Source organism: Asticcacaulis sp. MM231 (assembly GCF_964186625.1).
Classification (GTDB): Bacteria; Pseudomonadota; Alphaproteobacteria; order Caulobacterales; family Caulobacteraceae; genus Asticcacaulis.
In genome coordinates, this window is sequence record NZ_OZ075110.1 from 441,347 (window position 1) to 459,684 (window position 18,338).

Below are 18,338 nucleotides of genomic sequence, written 5' to 3' on the forward strand. Positions count from 1 at the left end.
TGATAAATCGTTATCTTACCCCGCTTATCTGGCGGATAGCTATGTCCGATCAATTCTCGCTAAATCTTCAGCCGAGAGGGATAAAATTTTACCTTATAAGAGTCAATTTGCGATTGACTTGCAACATCAGCAGCGGTAATTGCGAGTAATTCGCATTAAGTGTTTCTGGGGTTTATGATGTTGTCCAAACTTTTATCAACCAGCGCCCTTACGGGCGTTTGGGCTGCGCTTGCCTGTGTCTGCGCATCTGCCGCTTTTGCCGCGCCGGACGCGCCGGTGCAGGTTCCAGGTGATGCCGCAGTCGAGGTGGTCGTGACCGGCCAAAAAGTCAGCCGCTCGCTGCAAAAGACAACGGACTCCGTGGCCGTAACAAGCGCGCGTAAGATTCAGGACGAAAACCTGCAGGATATCTACGATGTCTTCGCCCGCACCGCCAATGTCACCGAGACCTATGGCGGCACCGGTTTCAGTATCCGCGGCATCCGCAATGACAGCATCACCGGCGGTGGCGCCGGATCGCTGTCCACCATCTATTTCGACGGCGCGGCCCTGCCGGATGGTGCGGTCGCCTCGACCCCCCTCGATATGTGGGACGTGCGTCAGGTCGAGGTGTATCGCGGTCCGCAATCGACCCTGCAAGGCCTGAACGCGCTCGCAGGTGCGGTGATTATCAACTCTGTGGACCCCTCCAATGATTGGAATGTCAAGGCCCGCGTCATGGGGGCAGATTCTGGTGACCGGTCGGTTGCGGTCGCCGGCGGCGGTCCGCTGGTCACCGACAAACTGGCCTTCCGGATCGCGCTTGAAGACAGCCATACAGAGGGTCTGGTCTATAACCCAACCCGAAAGGAATATGTTGACGAAGCGGACGCCCTGAATGCTCGTGCCAAGCTGCTGTGGACGCCAACAGCGGATGCGAAGATTGGGCTGACCTTAAGCCATATCGAACGCGATGGCGGCTATCTCTATACCTATTCCCGCACCGATGTGCCGAACTGGTACGATAACCGCACCGATTATTCAGATGCGCCCAATGACGGCAGAAATCGCACCGATATCGTTACGCTCAAGGGCGACTATAACCTGTCTGATCGCTGGACGATGAGCGCCGTCGCGTCCTGGAACCATGTTAAGACCTATGGCTCCTATGACGGTGATTATACCGCGGCTGACGTCGCCTACGGCGTAAACCGCTACGACGACAAGACATTTTCACAAGAATTGCACTTCAACTATAAGGGTAACCGCCTGCAAGGCCTCGTCGGCATCTATCACGTCAAGCGCGACAGTTCCACCGTCACCGCCAGCCTGACCAATGTCGACCTGCCCAAAACGACTCTGGCCAGTGCTCTGATCGCTTACGGATTACCCGCCACGACCGCCAATGCGGTTGTCGATCTCTATGCGGCAGCCTTTCCCGTTATTCCTGTGGATTTTTCGGCGGACACGCCCGAGACGACTGAGAACGCGGCCATTTTTGCCGACGGCACCTACCAGTTGACGGAAAAGCTCTCCCTGATCGGCGGTCTGCGCTACGATTATGAAGATTACACCACGGGCACCAGCGCGACGGCCAAGCTCAAGGGTTCCTATCCCGATCCTGCTGCCTATGGGGCCTATGCGGCGCTTATCACGGCGCTCAATGGCGCCATCGATTCGCAGGTGACCGCCGCTGGCCAGACCACGCCGGCCTCCACACGCACCTTCCGCGCCTTTCTGCCCAAGGCGGGTGTGAAGTACGCCTTCACGCCGGATATCTCCGGCAGCTTCACGGTGCAGCGCGGCTATCGCGCCGGCGGTTCATCGGTCAATACGGCGCGCTCGTCGGTCGTGGCCTACGATCCGGAATATACCTGGAACTACGAGGCCTCGCTGCGCAGCGCCTGGTTTGATGGCAGCCTGATCGTCAATGCTAACGCCTACTACATCGACTGGACCGATCAGCAGGTGCTAGTTAATCTCGGCCTCAACGCCTATGACTACCAGACGGAAAATGCCGGCAAGTCGCATCTCTACGGGTTTGAGGTTGAGGCGTCGCAGCGCGTGTCTTCCGCCTTCCAGTGGTATGGCTCGCTTGGTTATTCACGTACAAAATTTGATGAGTTCGTTGTTACGAGCGGCACCTTGTTCGCCGACTATACCGATGCGGAATTCGCCTATGCCCCGCACTACACGATAGCTCTCGGCGGCACCTATCGCTGGACAAACGGGGTCTTCGCCAATCTGAACGCCAACCACACGTCGGGGGCTTATAGCGGCACCGATGTGACCGAACAGCAGGCCTACAGCGTTGACGCCAAGACCCTGGTCAATGCCAAGGTCGGTTATGAAACCGAGCACTGGGGCCTCTATCTCTATGCCAGCAACCTGCTCGACGAGCGGTACGTATCCTACTGGCGCAGCGAGTATAACCTGGCCTTGCCTGGCGCGCCGCGTAAAATCGGCATCAGTCTGGAGACACACTGGTGATGTTGACGGATATCCTTCATGGATTCGTTGTTGAAGCGCTCGCACTTGCGGGCGCTTTGGCGCTTCGCCGGGCATGGATCAAACCGGACGGCTTGCGCCCGTGGCTGATCGCCGGTGGCTGGATGCTGTGGCTTGGCGCCGTTATCATTGGCCAATCTTTCTGGGGGCTTGTCCTCGGCGTCGCCATTGTGGTGTCTCTGATCTGTATGACAGGCACCCTGGTCGTGCTTAGCAATGTCGAGCGCCGCAATATAAAGACACGCGTGCCGCGCGAAGCAGCTCTGGAACCATCTGATCGTAAGCGGGTGGTGTGGCGTGGCTGGTTGCGCGGCGTTCTGGCGGGGCCGTTGGCGGGCATCGCTGCCCTTGGCGTAGGCCTGGCCATCGCCATCTGCTCGCCCGGCCCACCGCAAACGCGCATGGTCATCGGCGGTCTGCTGGTGCCCTTCCTGTGGGCCGGTGGCATGGCCTGGACGCTGTCCGATAACAAAATCATTCGCGCCACCTGCGTTTTGGTGGGTGTCGCGGTCGTGTCCTTGGGCGCGGCCTTTCTCAAGGGGACCATCGCATGAGTGGGCAACCTATCTGGCCACGTATCGCGCCCGGCTTCGTGCGCGCCATGCTGGCCGGCCATTCGGCGCTCGGCCTTGCCTTTGCCGCTCTGATCTGGCTTGTCTGCTTCACGGGTTCGGTCGCCGTTTTCACGCAGGAATTCGCCCGGTGGGAACAGCCGGTTGCGCCCTTGAGCGAAACCGTCACGCCCGAGGCGGCCAATACCGCCTTCCAGGAAGGCATGAAGCAGATGCCATGGGCGCATGACGCCTATATCGGCCTGCCGACCAGGGCTCTGCCACGCCTGACCGTTCGGGCGTCGACTCATGAACCGTCCGAACACGAGGAAACCTGGCTGGCTGATGCCGGGGGGCGTTTGGTGCAACGCAGCCATGACCGCTGGTCGGACTTTCAGGGGCGATTGCATTTCGAGCTCCATCTTCCGCGTCCGTGGGGCGGCTATCTGATCGGCCTGACCGGGGTGGCTCTGCTCAGTTCGATCATTTCCGGCGTCCTGTCGCATCCGCGTGCCTTCAAGGACGCCTTTTCGCTGCGCCTGGGGGGCGCCAAGCGCCTGCAGGAGGCCGATCTGCACAATCGTCTGGGCCTGTGGGGCCTGCCTTTCTACCTCGTCGTCTCCCTGACCGGTGCTTTTCTTGGCCTCACGACCCTGATCGTCGGCGTCCTGGCGCTGGCCGTGTTTAAGGGCGATGTCAAACAGGCCTACGCCCTGTTCCTGGGGCCAACACCGGTCGATAATCCGGCCGCGGCTCCTCCACCCGACCTGACCCGGATGTTCGCCTATGTGAAAGCCGACGCGCCAAGGGCGGAGGTCCGCTATATTATGGTTGAGCATCCGTTCGAGCAGGGGGGGCGCTTCAGCCTCAACGCGTCGACGCCCGGCAAGATATCGCGGGGCGAAACCTATGTGTTTGCTGCCGACAGCACCTATCTGGGTGCGCTCGGTTATGAAAAGGGCGAATTCGGCCAGAAAATCCTTTCGGGTGTGGCGCCGATCCACTTCGGCTGGTTCGGTGGTCCGGTGGTCAAGTTCATCTACGCCATTCTCGGCATGGGGCTGGCCGCCATCACCTCATCTGGCGTGGCCATCTGGATGGCGCGCCGCCGTGACAAGGGCAAGCCTTCGGAGACTTGGGAGCGTCTATGGGCTGCTTTCATTTGGAGCCAACCTATCGCCTATGGGGTCACCGCTGCCACTGTGCTGCTGACACCGCCGGATAGCGCCGACCATCTTCTTGTCTGGGTGTGGGGGGGCGTGACCATTGCTGCCATGTTGTTACCAATCGTCATACGCCCAAAACTGATCTCCGTGATCTTGCGCTGTGTGGGCGCCGTCGTCCTGCTGGCCCTGGTCGGCGTACATGTATGGTTGTTTGGTCTTGTGCCAGGCGATCCGGTCGCGGTGATCGTGAATCTATGTCTGGTACTGATCGCGTTCAGTATGGTCTTAAGCGTTGTTTGGCGGCCCCACGTGAAGTCAAATCCCTAAGGCATAGGGCGCCTCACCCAGACAGGTGTGGCGCCCCTTTCGTTGGCCCTTAAGGTCGCGATGTGACGACAATCACGGCGACAAGGCGCCTGACCAGAGGCAAGGCCAACAGCAGGGTCGGGAAAGCGATGACCCATGACATGCTCCACGCTGCCATCCAGCAAGACGCGAAATTGTGTGCAAAGCCAATGTTCTTAAACGTGGATATGGCCGACACGACAAAAGTCATCATTACTGACAACAGCAGAGGCATGATATAAGTGGCATATTTTGAGGGTAGTTTTGTAAGCTTCATCATTATCTCACTTGATGAGACGGGACCGTCTTTGGCTACGAGAACACCTCTCTAGCCCGGCGGACCAGAGTAACCCGGATCAAGACGATCCCGAGGTTAAGGTGCGTTGCCTGACGTTAGACGCTTACGATCATGCTGAAACACGATAAGGCAGATTATCATGACTTAAATGATTTGTCACTTGCCATACGCCGGCGGACATATTGTCCTGTAACCTCAACAGCACCCCAGAGGGAAAAGGCAATGTCACAAGCTATAGAGACCGAGCTTTGTCAGCTTCGCAGAACAGTTAAAATTCTGGCGGTCGTTGTATGCGCCCTGTGTATTCCCGTTCTGATCGCCGCAACGAAAGCCCCGCCGAAGGAAATAATCGCTCATACCATCCGCGTCGTCGACGACAAGGGCGTCACAAGAGCCGTGCTCGCGGGATCCGTGCCTGATCCTATTATTAATGGAAAATCCTTGCCACGCATGGGACAGGCAGCCGGTTTGATTATATATGACCAAAAGGGGAATGAGCGCGGAGGATACTTGACCTCTTTGTCCGATGAAGGCCTTCTGACATTGGATGGTGCGCATGGGGGCGAGGTTTTCAAGGTAGTAGCGAACCCCGACGCGGGTGCATCTCTGTTTCTGCCTCACGCCAATGGGGCATTGGTGGCACTCACGACGTATCGGGGACAACCGGAATTACAAATGGTGGAAAAGGATGGAAGAGCGTTGATCACCTTGCCTGCCGACGCCCCTCCCATCCCTTGAATTCGGAGCTTTGGCTTTGTAAGGCGGTCCGGGTTGCCCTGCGGAAGGGTGGGGCGAATTTGGTCTGACTATCGGGCCCTAAGCGCCTCACTAATACTGTCAGCGATCCGGCTGGCGGCAACCTTGATCGGTGCATTGGCGAGGTGGGCGTAACGTGCCGTCGTTTGGACTTGGCTATGGCCTAACAACTTGCCAATCATCGGCAAGCCTTCACCGAGGGCGAGGGCGCCACTGGCGAAAGAATGGCGTAGATCGTGAATGCGGACGTCAGGCAAGCCAGCCGCTGCGCGGATGCGCCGCCATGGATGTTGCAGGTCGGTGAGGGGGCGTCTCTCATTCTTGCCGGTGATGACATAGGGGTTGCTGTTGATGCGCTCGATCTTGACCAGGATGTCGACTACACTCTGCCCGATATGTACCGTCTTCGCTCCGGTCTTGGAGTCTGGCAGACGTAATTCATAGTCGGCCAGATAGACGTCGTCCCACCTGAGCGTCATGATCTCGTTGAGCCGGCAGCCGGTCAGCATCAGCAGTCGGATGGCATTGATCGCCGAAGCGGTCTCCGTCTGTCCGTGTTCGGCTTCATGCAGCGCCTGGCCTAACGCCTTGTACTCTTCCACGCTCAGGAAGCGGGCGCGCTTGCGTTCGGGATATTTTTTGACGTGCAGGCACGGGTTGCTACCGTCCGGGCGGATATTCCACACCTCGGCCAGATTGAACAGCAGTGACAAGACTCCCAAGGTGCGATTGGCCTGGTAGGGGATATGACTGAACGCGCCATGCAGTTCGGCGATGTCTGCCCGACCGATATCCGTCACCTTGCGCGACCCAATACGGGGGACAATGAACAGATCGACATTGCGCTGATATTCCGCCTGTGTCCGGGGTTTGCACCGCACGGCGACATGGTCACGCATAAAGCGTTCGCACAATGCCTTGACGGTCGGCGACTTGCGCATCTGATCGAGCTCGAACGCCGGATCACGGCCTTTCTTCGCTTCCGAGAGGATATTGTACGCTCGGCTCCGGGCTTGTTCAGGGGACACAGGACCATGTGGCCCAAGCGTGATAAAGCGCTGGCGTCCTTTGACGCGGCACTTGACCAGATAGACCTTATGACCAGTCGGCCAGATACGCAGGCCGAAGCCGCGCAGTTCGTCGTCCCACAGGCAATAGGTCTTGTCCTGGATGCTGGCGGATTCCACCGCGCGCTTGGTCAGTTTTGTCATGTCGTCAAACTCCCGCAGCTACCGCATAGCTACCACTTGAACGAAAAACAGGCGTGGACAGGAGCGTATCGCTACGGCGCGAAATGTCAATAAAGATAAGTTAAAACAATTCTTTACAAAACAAATGCGGACGGCGGCGGACGAAAAAGCCGCGTTTTCAGCTATCTCATAACCTGAAGGTCGTCAGTTCAAATCTGGCCCCGCAACCAAAGAAAAATATTTTAATAATCAATAACATAATAACTATGTGCGATCGCGCGCGACGTACCTACTTGCGCGCAAATTACCGGCATTCGCTCGTAATCGAGTTTAGTTCTTTGATCTGATTAGAGATAATATTTAGCACAAAGGGCACAAAAAAACCTGACGGCCGTAGATGAGCAAAATAGACCTGCGCGGAGTATTAAGTGTCTATACCGACGAAATAGGTAAGGTCGAATTCAGGTCGGTCTGACCTGCCTTCACTGCTTCTTCTAGGGTTACGAATAGACCTGACAAGGGATAGCCCTCATGCCAATGGGCCTCGAATTCATCATCCTCATCTATTAGTCGATCAATTCGATATTGAAATAAGCTCTCATCGCGGGAAAACAGACATTGTCATCACGAATCGCCCAACCATTTGTGGGGACCGTCGGAGATAGCCACACGCGTATTCAAGAGGCGAGATGAACCCATGCGTCGCTGCTTGATTTCGCACGGAGCTTAACTGGCGGACAGCCAGCCACCGCCGCGTGCGACAAAGAGATCTCGTTCCCGAACCTCAAGCGGGAGGGACAGGGCGTCAGCCAGGTGCCTCAGATTGCCGCCGATCAGGTCATCGAAACCCTTCATGTTCTGACGAATAAGACCCTCAGCAAAGGCATCGAGCTGGTTGAGGAGGGGTTTGACCTCGGTGTCGAGGAAGCGGCGATAGCGGGAGCCTTCGATGCCGAAGGTGGCGAAGAAGGCTTCCACATCGGCGGCCGTCACATCTTCGAGGGTCTTGGCGGTGCCCAGGTTGAAGGCCAGTTGCTCGGTGTAGCGATCATTCAGTCGAACCGGCAGGATGTCGTAGAAGGGCGCGAGCACTGGCACATCTGCTGCGACATATAGCAGGGCGTGGTTCTTGGCGTGATTGTCGTTATTGCCCAGTGCCAGGTTGACTAGGGTGGCCAGCATAAACAGGCGCTTGTCGGCCGCCGGATTGCGGGTGCAGTTCAGCAGGCCTTCAACGGCCTGAGCGTTGAAGGCGCGGCCATCGCGACCCTGGCGTTCATATTTCAGACCGCGAGGCAGGCCCAGGGCTTGGGCGAAATCTTCCTGATGGAGGCGTCTGACGAACCCGTCGGCGTTCCAGCGATCGAAGCGAGTGATCAGCAAACCCTTGACACCGCTCTGATTCAGGCGCCGTGGCATGGACGTGTCGAGGCCTAGTTGCGACATCAGCACGCAGGCGGCCCATTCATGATCGACATCTGATTGGTCGGCACGCGCCGGCACCTTCAGGATGTGGGTCGAGGGCACTTTCTTGTCAGTGGCCGGCACGGCGAGGCGACCGTCGGGCAATAGGGTCAGGGCCATCTTTCCCTGGACGCCGGCCAGCGGAGACGGGTCCTTTGTCGCGTCTGGCAGTCGCTGGAATTCTGCCAGGGACACCATGATGTCGGTAAGTCCGTCTGGTGTCAGCGCTTCGTAATCCGCCGACAGATCGCCTGGTACTTTGACGGGCGCCGATCCTTCAGGCAGGCAGGAGATGGCGCCGGAGCAGTCGGCGCCGAGATGATACAGTATGCCTACGACATCATCGCGGCTGATGCCTTGTCGGTCGATGAGTAAGCGCGTCTGATCGTTTTCAGGCAGGAGGTTGTTGAAAAACGCACGCGTCAATACATCGCCGAAGCCATCCGCCTGTAGCGGGAGGGATTGGGAGAGGGGCAGGGCGGGATTGGCGAGATAGGTATCGTTATAGCGGAAATCCACCGAACCGCTGTCGAAGGATTCAAGTGTACCGACCGGCTGGTGTGCGCCGTCGAGCCAGACATCCAGTCTCATCGTTTCACCGCCTTCAGGTCAATACCTACGGCCTGGCAGACTTTGAGGATGCGCCCGAATTCCAGGGTGGGTTTGCCGGCTTCCAATTCCAGGATGAAGCGGCGTCCGACACCTGTCAGATCGGCGAACTGCTGCTGCGTGAGTTTCATGTCCTTGCGCTTGTCATGAACGATACGGCCGAGGTCGGCGACTGATGACAAGGCAGGGCTTTCCGCTTTCCGAACCTGTTGCTTCACATCGAGCTGAATGCGGGGTGCGGGCAGTGGCGCCGGCTGCAACGCGGTAATGGATTTTTTGACCGCTGAATCTAGGGCTGCCTGTTGTCTCTCGATTTCAGCGAAGGGGTCCCGGCCCATCGCGGCCTTGAACTTCTCGTTATGTTCCTGTTGTTGTGCGCGCAAGGTCTCACGCGCAGCGTCGTAAGCCGCAATCTCTATCTTGTATTTATCGAGGGGATGGGAGGCCGTACTTGCGAGAATTGCCTGGTGTTTCGCAGTCAAGGCGGCCAGCTGTTCGGGGCCTTTCGCAAGGTCGTTTGCCACGATTTGCTTCAAAGTATCCGCGTAGGGCGGAGGCTCCAGTGCGGCCATCATGACCTGATGGCGAGCCTCCATATCCGCGAGTGCGTTCTTGCCAGATGCCATGTCCAGTGCGAACTGAATCTTGTCTATATCGCCTAGTGGGTCGGGTTTCATGGCCTCGATGAAGAGGGCTTGCTGTCTCTTCTGCTCGGCAAGAACGTCCTTGCCTGTAGCCAGGTCGAGCGCTCTCTGAATAGAGGCTAATGTGTTTGCCCGATCGAGTTCTCCAGACATGACTGATTTAACCGAAGTGAGGCTTAAGCCTACGTCGGTCGCTTTCAGATTGGGCTTAGGATCTTGCTGGGACATGTCTAGCTCCTGTACGGGAACTTTTATCACCAAAATCGTTAAAAGTCTATGCTGAGTGCCCGAGCGGGAACAATTTGGTGATTGATCGACAATTTGGTGATTTTGGTTCCCGTTCGGGAATATTTATTGTCGCCTGTTCAACTTCTCAGTGATATCAGTTGGTATTGGACCGGCAAGAGTCGAAGGGCATGCACTATCAAGTGCTCAGCGCTCTCCCTTGAGCTCGGGAGCGACGTGTCTGTTGCTGAGGTGTGCCGCAAGGCCGGAATATCGGATGCAACCTTCTACAACTGGCGTAAAAAATACGCCGGCCTGATGCCGTCAGAGATGCGACGGATGCGTCAGTTGGAAGAAGAGAACGTCAAGCTGAAACGCATTGTCGCGGATCTGTCTCTGGACAAGGCAATGTTGCAGGATGTTCTGGCAAACAAGCGCTAAAGCCTGACGCCAGACGTGAGCTCGTTGACCGGGTGATTGCGGCCTGGCAGGTATCGGTTCGCCGGGCCTGCCGCGTTCTGCATGTAGATCGCCCATCATTAGCGACGATCCAATCATTCTGGCTCGTGCAGAAAAATTCATCACAATATGTCGTGCAAACCTAACACTACTTTGGCAGAAAATGAATTTTGAGGATTCCCCCGGCTGACATTGCGTGATTCATAGAGAGCCAGCTTTAAGGAGACTGGCGATGTCGGAACATTGGCGCGTAGATTTGGAAGATTGGTTGACGCCCTTCCTGGTGGCCTTGCGGCATAAGACCCGGATGCGGCTGTGCCCTGCCTATATTGCAGGCCTGATTGGCCCGGGTGACCGCAAGAGTGTCCAGCCGATGGCCGCCCGCGATGGCGAGTTTGGCTATGACCAACTCCATCATTTTGTCTCTGACGGCGTTTGGGAAAGTGGACCGCTTGAAGCCGTTCTCCTGAAGGAGGCCGACCGTCTGGTGGGGGATGATGCCGGTTATCTTGTCATCGATGACACGGCGCTGCCGAAAAAGGGCAGCCATTCGGTTGGCGTGGCGGCGCAATATGCTTCCTCGCTTGGCAAGACGTCCAACTGCCAGTCGCTTGTTTCGGTGACGCTGGCATCGCGCGAAGTGCCTGTGATGGTGGGCCTGCGCCTGTTCTTGCCCGAGAGTTGGACGAATGATGTCGCGCGGATGAACCGGGCTCGGGTCCCGCAAGAATGCCAGGTTGCCCTGACAAAGCCGGAGATCGCCATTGAGGAAATTGATCGTGTTATAGCCTCTGGGGCCCGGTTCGGGTGCGTGCTGGCCGATGCTGGCTATGGGTCAAGCGGGCCGTTCCGCGAGGCCCTGAGCAAGCGCGACCTGTTGTGGGCCGTCGGCATATCACGGCGTCAGAATGTGTATCAGGCAGACGTCGGCCTAATCTTCCCGGAAGCGGCAACCGGAAGGCGGCGCAAATACCATGTCCCTGACGATGTTGCTGTCTCTGCCGAAAAGATGTTGGCTGATGGGAAATGGAAGAAAGTAAGTTGGCGGCGCGGAACCAAAGGCAAGCTGAACTGCCAGTTTGCCGCTTGCCGCGTTCGGGTCGCAGATGGCCACAGGCATCGTATGAGCGACGGTCGTGTCCAAGCCATGCCTGGCGAGGAGGAGGTCTGGCTGGTCGGGGAAAGGCGTTCAACCGGAGAACAGAAATACTACCTGTCAAACCTGCCTGCCGACGCCCCCCTCAAGATGCTAGCCGCGGCTATCAAGGCAAGGTGGATCTGCGAACAGGCACATCAGCAACTCAAGGAAGAGCTTGGGCTTGATCACTTCGAAGGCAGGTCATGGACCGGTTTGCACCGACATTGTCTAATGGCGATGATCGCTTTTGCATTTCTCCAATCCCGCCGCCTCAAAGCAGCGGGACGAAAAAAAAAGTCGGGGGGCCACCGCCTCAGCCGACAATGCCCGCCATCCGCCAGGCCATTCTCGACCTCTTCATGCGACCGCCACCAAGGCGCTGTCCCCACTGTGACAAACGCCTCGCCGAGCCCGCCAAGAATAATATGCCAAAGTAGTGCTAAGAGCCCGACTCAAAAGTTCATGAGACATAGCAGTACCTTGCGAGCGTGCGGGTCAAGAGCCTTACGCTGGCGATGACTGTCCAAGCGGTTGCGCTTTGAAGAGTTGTCTCCCAATCCTTGGCTAGGCGTCTGCATCGGCCCAGCCAGGCGAAGGTACGCTCGACGACCCAGCGGCGCGGCAGGACCTCGAAGCCCTTGGCTGCGTCGCTACGCTTTATGATCTCGATGGTCCAGTCTCCGTGGCCCTTCATAGCAGCCTTAAGTTTGTCACCAGCATAGCCACCATCGGCGAAGACGTGGCGCAGCCAGGGAAAATGGTAACGAACGGCGCGAAGCACAGCTGGGGCACCATCACGATCCTGAATATCCGCCGCATGGATGACAACAAATAACAGCAGTCCCAAGGTGTCGGTGATGATATGCCGCTTGCGACCCTTGATCTTCTTACCAGCATCATAGCCACGAACACCGCCACTTTCGGTCGTTTTGACGCTCTGACTGTCGATGACGCCGGCTGAGGGGCTGGCTTCACGGCCCTCCAGTTCGCGTGCCGCCATGACGAGCAGGTGATTGATCTTCTGCCATAGACCGCTGCTACGCCAATCATAGAAATAGCCCTGAACGGTCGTCATCGGGGGAAAGTCCTTCGGCAACATCCGCCACTGGCAACCCGAGGACGCAATATACAGGATCGCATTCACCACGGCCCGCATCGACGTTGTGCGCGGTCGACCGCCACGTTTGGCAGGCGGCAGTAATGGGACCAATAAAGACCACTCTTGTTCCGTCAAATCGCTTGGATAGCGCGACGATTTGCGTCTATGTTCGACGCGGGCAATATCATCCCAAGGCATCCGAATCTCCGTTTCTTCGCAACAAACAGAGAATCACAACCTATTGATATTGCCCACCTTCTTTTCGGTCAGGCTCTAAGAGCTTCACAGGGCTTCGGAAGATTCCCGACCCGGATAATTACTGGCCCCATCTCTGTTGGAATTGCTGCTAACAAGAAAGATCCTTGGGCTTTAGGGGCAGAGCGATTTCGACACATGGTCAATGTAGCGGATCTGCCATTCTAATTTTCAGCTAGAAAACGTCCGTCGCAGCTTGAAATCAATGTTAGAATGAAAGAATCAAACCTGACTATGCGTAGGCCATCACGCTATTCAACGCCTCTGATGGCTATTGATCGTTGTTTCCAGTTTCATCAGCGTTTGCATGACGGTATCGAATCCTGGCGCATCGCCCATGAACATTTCCGCCATAGCGGTATAATCGCGCTTTAGTTCATCCACCGGATCACCTGTCGGCATCAGTTTCAACGTGCCGAAGTCGGCTGTGTCGTAAGAGGCTTTAGGATCGCGGAAAAGCAGGCTCTTATTGCGGACGACCAATGCCAGCAGTTCGGGTTGCTTCATCGCCGTATCCGCGATGCCCGCTTCCGCCAACATGTGAAGGTCATAATAATGACGTGACATCCGGTCCCGCATTTTCGAGCCGTGATGCAGGGCATGCAGGATCGTTGCTTTCTCCCAGAAAGTCCGTTCTGCAGCCAGCGTTGAAAAGGGCGTGTCCGCATTCCCGAACAGGTCGGGGAATTCGTCAGCCAGATAGGGCCTGATAACGCGCGTCTCGTTCGGTTCAATCTCGCCGCGTGCGCCGAACTCCAGCTTAATCTGCGGCTTGATGTAGCCGATCTCGCCTTCACCGAAACGGCCAGCGCCATATCCGCCATGTCCATACCCCATGCCGTAATTGGTAAGACGCGGATACCGGAACTGGATCGTCTGCGCGTCTTCGTCGGCGATGACCAGTTCCCAGCCGTCTTCCGTGCCAAGGGCCTCCGCAATCGAAGTCCGGATCGCAGGCATGGCAATCTCAGCGATGTAACGCTCCGCCTCCGCCTTTACCGCATCGGCGCGGCGCTTAATTTCGTTCGTGCCTATCCCCGGTTCCATCGGCGACGACGTATCCCGGAGAAACGGCGCTGTGCGGCCAATCGTCAGGTCGATATCTTCTGAAAAGCGGGCAATAATGCCGTAGGCCTTCGAGAGAGCGAAGTGCCGCCCTTAAAAGTCAGATGCGGTCCAAGCTCGGCGTGTTCGGCCAGACGCCGCAGCGTCCAGCAGACCCAGAAATCCTTCTCGATAATCATTGGCCGCAAATCGCGCCGGGCCGCTGCTTCCTCAATGGCTGCAATGCGGTCTTCGGCGGAACTGCGGGCAAAATCATCCATATTTCAGGCCTTCAATCTTTGTGATGGCGTTCGCCATCCAGCCGGAAACGACCAGCCTGGCACCAGTAAGAGCCTTAACGTCGCGGCTGTCCAGTTGGTCAGCACAGCGTTTCAGCAGATCAGCGTCAATCCCGTTTTTGCCGAGGTAGGCGAGGGCTTGCAACGTATAATTCACCTTCGCAGGCACACCGTCGAGAATGGGTGTGCGCGCGTGCCTGAATGCGATGGTGCGTCCGCCTATTCGCGTTACACGAGTTGCGCCGCTGGTCATATAGGTCGGACGTGCCGGAACCTGTGTCGAGAGCCCCAGTATGTTTGCTGCTGCCGCGCCGGACGGGAAAACCGTGTCGCCGGACTTCTTGGCTACGGCCCCGGCGAGTTGGTCAATGTCCGGCGACATCGTGCCCAATTTGGAATGCTGGCGAGGATAATCATAGACCCCGCGATCCACACGGCGGATCACGCCCTGGCGCGCTAGCCGCGACAGCGTTTGGTCCACAGCGGCGCGGCTTCCCAGATCGAGGAAGTCCCTGGGCGTAAACACCCAGCCGCGCTTGCCCGTCAGGCGGCGCTTGATCTTATCAATGACAGCCACTTGGTGTCTCCTTTGTTGTCAGAAATATAGCATATTTTATCTGACAAACAAATATAGTCTTACATCCCTTAAAGATTGCCTAAAGCTATAAATATCAATGAATTAAAGGAAGCCTATCAGCTTGATTGAAAACAATTGGCTAATTTTCCTGCCCTGCATAAAAACCGCCTGCGATGCCGATAGCAACAACACGACCGCCAGCGCTGTAAGAGACTTACGCATGACGTCCCCCTGATTGTTATTTTTAGGTGATGTAATCACGGTTGTGATTTCATGGCAACAGTGGAAATTGGCGTCTATCGCCTGTATGCAGAGATTTTAATTTGGTCAGTCTAACTAGGGCCCGTGATAGTTATCCGGTTTCTCGTTGGAATAAGATCGGTCTAATGCATTCCGAATGAGCCTAGGCTTTTGGCGTTAGGAGGGCCGCTTTCGGGCAAAGCACCGCCGTATGAGATCGAATTCGCCTTGGGCGCATAAGCAACGTCGACCGGCTTGTTAAGGCCAGTAAGGCGTCGCGACCTCGCACGTGTCCGAGGCGCGTGTCAGGCCCCTAGTGAACTCGTCTTCTTCCGAACGGGCTTAGAGGCTGTCTTGGACTGAGCCACGGAGGGCGGCGTATAGGCTGGATAAGAGGCCGTGATGTTCTTGATGACGTATGCATATTCAAAGCCAGGGTCCTGTCCAGGAATAATACCGTTCATACCGGAGAGGTCCTGCCTCCCAAGAATGGGGGATGGGCCGGGCGCCGAATTATTATATGTCCCCCAGGCGGAGCCACCGTTTGACACCATGATTTCAACTGTTTTGATCGAGTCTGGCAAAAAGGCCGCAGCCCTTTTCGTTGGCGTTTCAAGACGCGCTGCGTGAGAATTTCCGCCGTACGCAATGACAAAGCCCTTCGTCATCGAGGCTTTGATGCTCTCGCCTATGCATCTATTGCCGAAGGCATCCGGATCGGCCGGGACGCCGTCAAATCGACATCCAAGCTGATAATCGATCGTGACGCGACCAGTTTTGCCGCGAAGGGTCCGCAGCCAAGTGATCAGATCAGCCATCGCCTGTGAGGTGCGACCATCCGAAGGATGCGCCCACTCCACGGCCCAGGCAGGACTGGTCTCGGCTGTAAGCTCCATGGAGACGACGACCGACCCCTCGGTTTGGGCAAGGGCCTGCGTTACGAAACAAGCCAGAACCTTTGGCATCTCCCGTGTCCCGTGCAACTCGCCGACGTAAATACCGCGTCCCGCTAGCAACTCACGTGGCAAAGGCGAGCAATCTTGGGAATTGACAGGTGACTTTCCCGCCTTTGCAGCGTTAGCGGAAGAGGCAGCCCCACTTAGGAGAAAAAGAAGCACAAGCGCGCTCAACGGTCGGCCGTTTGACATTTGGATCGCCCTATCACTTCGCGGGGTTGTTGATAGCTAGGAAATCGACCACGGCCTGTGCTGTGCCAAGGCGGCAGGCCTCGGTGGCGAGTGCGTGGCCGCAATCAGCCAGTTCAACATAGGTGACGGGCTTGCCGGCCTTTTGCAGGGCGTCGCGCAAGGTGCGGCTGTGGCTTGGTGGCACGGTCTTGTCGTATTGGCTGTGCACCAGCAACACCGGCGTGCGAACCGCCGTCGCTGTAATGGCCGCAGGCGTCTGGCTGCCGAAGTAGCGCTGCACCAGGGCCGGCGAATTGGCATCGGCGCGGAAGGCGCGCGGTTGGGTAGGATCGGCCTTGAGCGCGGCGATCTCGTCGGCCACGGCGTTTTGCTTGGCGGTTTTCAGATAGTCATCGGGATCAGAAATGCCGTTGATGGCGATGGCGCAGCGATACGGGTTGCCGGATTGCGCACCGGCCAGCGCCGCGTAGCCGCCATAGCCCTCGCCGGCGATGCAGACGCGCTTGGCATCGACAATCCCCTGACCGGCGAGATAGCGCACGCCATCGGCCATGTCGCTCAAGATTCGGCCCGACCATTCGCCCTTGCCGGCTTCGGTCAGGGCCGCGCCATAGCCATCGGAACCGCGGTAGTTGGGTTGCAGCACGACATAGCCGCGTGACGCCAGGGCCTGTGCCAGCCCGTCAAAGCCACGTGCATCGTGGCCAAGCGGTCCGTCATGCGGCAGCACGACCAGAGGCCGGTTCTTCGCCTCGCCCTGCGGCGGCAGGGTGATCAGGGCGCGGATCTCCACGCCATCGGCCGCCGTGTAACGAACCGGTCGCTGCGACGCCACCCATTCCGCCGGCACCGAGGGATACTGGCTGCCGATATCGACGCGCTTGCCGGTGGCAAAATCGTAATAGTGCCACGAACCCGGATCATCACCGCCCTGATTGAACAGGATCATCTGATGCGGATCGCGCGCGGTGGCGACGACGCGCACGGCCTGGCCCGGCGCGGTGTCGACGGCGTGCTTGTAGACCTCGGCGAGATCAGGATCGAAGAAGGTGTAGGTGGTGATTTCGCCATCGTGGGCGAAGCCTGACAGGGCGCCGGTCTGCGGATCGAAGAGCGGCCGGTCGCGGGTGGCGTCGCCGCTATCGAGCGCTTCGGACAGCTTGCCATCGGCCGACAACTCGTAATAGTGGAAGCGGCGCTGGCCATCGGCACCAATGGCCACATCGAGGATCAGCAGGGACTGGCCGTCGCGGCCTAACCCTGCCAGAAACGGCGCAAAGGTATGCGCCTTGGCGTCGATCTTGCGCTTGAGAATCGGCGTCCACTTGCCGGACTTTTTCATCTCGATGCTGAAGGTCTCATCGAGATAGGTGTAGAGCGCTCTGACAGTGGGCTGTCCGGTCTCATCGGTCAGCCAGTCATCGACATAGGCATTAAGGCGATCCATATCACCGCCCGCATCATCGATGATGCGGGCCCGGCCGGTCTTAGGGTCCACCCGCCACAGATAGACGCGCTGCGCCACCTGGCCGCCGATCGTTTTGTCGCGCAGTTCAAGGAACGGCCCGACGAGCGCAAGCTTGCCGTCGACCATCACCGGCTTGGGCAGACCCAGCGGCATATGGTCGTAATCGCCTGCCATCTTGGCGCCGAAGCTGATCGACTGGCTGGTGCGAAGATCGACAATCGTCGCGGCTTCATGTGAGCGCACGCCGTAGTCGGCGCAGGGGGGCGGAGTCAGGGCATTATGCATAATAGACTCGGTGAGGCCGTTGTGAAACTTGATCCCAAAAGCTTCGTTGTCCGGATCGCGGGTAAACGGCGAATTGATCCAGGCGCCGAGATCCGACACGGACTGCGCCGTTTTGAAGTTCTTGTCCATACCTGACGGGCAGGTGCTGCGTAGAACCGTCTCGGTGTCTGAAATCAACATGTGATCATTGTCGAGCCAGTTGATCGACGAAATAGGATCTTCGCTCAGGCGTATGGTTTGGTTGCTGCCGTCGGTCACATTGTAGGTCGTCAGCAGACGCAGACCCGCCTTGCGGGTGACGAAGGCGAAGCGGCTGCCATCTGAGGACAGGGCGATCTGTTCGACGCGCGGCGACTGGGTAAAGACATCGAGCGGCGGCGGTGGGACCTCTTCCGCCGGCTTGGGGCGAATGGCGCCCTTGACGATCACTTCGGTGGAATCGGCCGGCACTGCCTGTGCGCCAGCCTGCGATGCCGATAGCAACAACACGACCGCCAGCGCTGTAAGAGACTTACGCATGACATCCCCCTGATTGTTATTTTTAGGTGATGTAATCACGGTTGTGATTTCATGGCAACAGTGGAAATTGGC

14 protein-coding genes, 1 tRNA gene and 2 pseudogenes are annotated in these 18,338 nt (G+C 57.6%); 7 read left to right on the plus strand and 10 right to left on the minus strand.

Features of this window, described 5'->3' with window-relative positions; genetic code table 11:
• Positions 1 to 174: 174 nt before the first annotated feature.
• The 3 genes from ABQ278_RS21065 to ABQ278_RS21075 are packed head-to-tail and all read left to right on the plus strand — an operon-like array spanning position 175 to position 4,531.
• Complete coding sequence (locus ABQ278_RS21065; protein WP_349322971.1) at positions 175 to 2,469, plus strand: TonB-dependent receptor; 2,295 nt, start codon at positions 175 to 177, stop codon at positions 2,467 to 2,469.
• The gene (locus ABQ278_RS21070; protein WP_349322972.1) at positions 2,469 to 3,041 is read left to right on the plus strand and encodes a hypothetical protein; all 573 of its coding nucleotides are present in this window, start codon (positions 2,469 to 2,471) and stop codon (positions 3,039 to 3,041) included. The genes ABQ278_RS21065 and ABQ278_RS21070 overlap by 1 nt, the downstream gene beginning before the upstream one ends.
• Positions 3,038 to 4,531, plus strand: a complete 1,494-nt coding sequence (locus ABQ278_RS21075) for a PepSY-associated TM helix domain-containing protein (protein ID WP_349322973.1) — start codon at positions 3,038 to 3,040, stop codon at positions 4,529 to 4,531. Before ABQ278_RS21070 ends, ABQ278_RS21075 begins: the two co-directional genes overlap by 4 nt.
• Positions 4,532 to 4,580: 49 nt before the next feature.
• On the opposite strand, the gene ABQ278_RS21080 is transcribed toward ABQ278_RS21075, so the two are convergent.
• A complete protein-coding gene (locus ABQ278_RS21080; RefSeq protein ID WP_349322974.1) occupies positions 4,581 to 4,829 on the minus strand; it encodes a DUF2798 domain-containing protein in 249 nt (82 codons plus the stop codon).
• 129 nt (positions 4,830 to 4,958) lie between these two features.
• On the opposite strand from ABQ278_RS21080, the gene ABQ278_RS21085 reads away from it, so the two are divergent.
• Positions 4,959 to 5,585 carry a hypothetical protein gene (locus ABQ278_RS21085; protein WP_349322975.1) on the plus strand — a complete coding sequence of 209 codons (627 nt, stop codon included), beginning with the start codon at positions 4,959 to 4,961 and terminating at the stop codon, positions 5,583 to 5,585.
• A gap of 68 nt (positions 5,586 to 5,653) precedes the next feature.
• Here ABQ278_RS21085 and ABQ278_RS21090 read toward each other — a convergent pair whose 3' ends face one another.
• Complete coding sequence (locus tag ABQ278_RS21090; RefSeq protein WP_349322976.1) at positions 5,654 to 6,814, minus strand: tyrosine-type recombinase/integrase; 1,161 nt, start codon at positions 6,812 to 6,814, stop codon at positions 5,654 to 5,656.
• A gap of 125 nt (positions 6,815 to 6,939) precedes the next feature.
• On the opposite strand from ABQ278_RS21090, the gene ABQ278_RS21095 reads away from it, so the two are divergent.
• A tRNA-OTHER gene (locus ABQ278_RS21095) sits at positions 6,940 to 7,023 on the plus strand.
• A gap of 496 nt (positions 7,024 to 7,519) precedes the next feature.
• Here the strand turns inward: ABQ278_RS21095 and ABQ278_RS21100 are convergent.
• Entirely contained in the window at positions 7,520 to 8,848 is a 1,329-nt protein-coding gene (locus ABQ278_RS21100; protein WP_349322977.1) for a HipA domain-containing protein, read from the minus strand.
• Entirely contained in the window at positions 8,845 to 9,738 is an 894-nt protein-coding gene (locus tag ABQ278_RS21105) for a helix-turn-helix transcriptional regulator (RefSeq protein WP_349322978.1), read from the minus strand. The genes ABQ278_RS21100 and ABQ278_RS21105 overlap by 4 nt, the downstream gene beginning before the upstream one ends.
• Before the next feature lie 195 nt (positions 9,739 to 9,933).
• On the opposite strand from ABQ278_RS21105, the pseudogene ABQ278_RS21110 reads away from it, so the two are divergent.
• Positions 9,934 to 10,256: pseudogene (locus ABQ278_RS21110) on the plus strand (transposase); the annotation flags it as partial.
• Between the two features lie 170 nt (positions 10,257 to 10,426).
• Positions 10,427 to 11,726 (plus strand): annotated as a pseudogene (locus ABQ278_RS21115) (IS701 family transposase).
• 66 nt (positions 11,727 to 11,792) lie between these two features.
• Here the strand turns inward: ABQ278_RS21115 and ABQ278_RS21120 are convergent.
• From ABQ278_RS21120 to ABQ278_RS21145, 6 genes are all read right to left on the minus strand, one after another.
• The gene (locus tag ABQ278_RS21120; RefSeq protein ID WP_349320265.1) at positions 11,793 to 12,629 is read right to left on the minus strand and encodes an IS5 family transposase; all 837 of its coding nucleotides are present in this window, start codon (positions 12,627 to 12,629) and stop codon (positions 11,793 to 11,795) included.
• A 312-nt stretch (positions 12,630 to 12,941) separates the two neighbouring features.
• Positions 12,942 to 13,811, minus strand: a complete 870-nt coding sequence (locus tag ABQ278_RS21125) for a nucleotidyl transferase AbiEii/AbiGii toxin family protein (protein WP_349323063.1) — start codon at positions 13,809 to 13,811, stop codon at positions 12,942 to 12,944.
• Positions 13,778 to 14,011, minus strand: coding sequence for a hypothetical protein (locus ABQ278_RS21130; protein WP_349322979.1), 234 nt, complete (start codon positions 14,009 to 14,011; stop codon positions 13,778 to 13,780). The genes ABQ278_RS21125 and ABQ278_RS21130 overlap by 34 nt, the downstream gene beginning before the upstream one ends.
• The gene (locus ABQ278_RS21135) at positions 14,004 to 14,606 is read right to left on the minus strand and encodes a DUF6088 family protein (RefSeq protein ID WP_349322980.1); all 603 of its coding nucleotides are present in this window, start codon (positions 14,604 to 14,606) and stop codon (positions 14,004 to 14,006) included. The genes ABQ278_RS21130 and ABQ278_RS21135 overlap by 8 nt, the downstream gene beginning before the upstream one ends.
• A gap of 545 nt (positions 14,607 to 15,151) precedes the next feature.
• Positions 15,152 to 15,811, minus strand: a complete 660-nt coding sequence (locus tag ABQ278_RS21140) for a hypothetical protein (protein ID WP_349322981.1) — start codon at positions 15,809 to 15,811, stop codon at positions 15,152 to 15,154.
• A 196-nt stretch (positions 15,812 to 16,007) separates the two neighbouring features.
• Positions 16,008 to 18,266 (minus strand): prolyl oligopeptidase family serine peptidase, encoded by a 2,259-nt coding sequence (locus ABQ278_RS21145; protein ID WP_349322982.1) that lies wholly within the window; start codon positions 18,264 to 18,266, stop codon positions 16,008 to 16,010.
• Between the last annotated feature and the right edge of the window lie 72 nt (positions 18,267 to 18,338).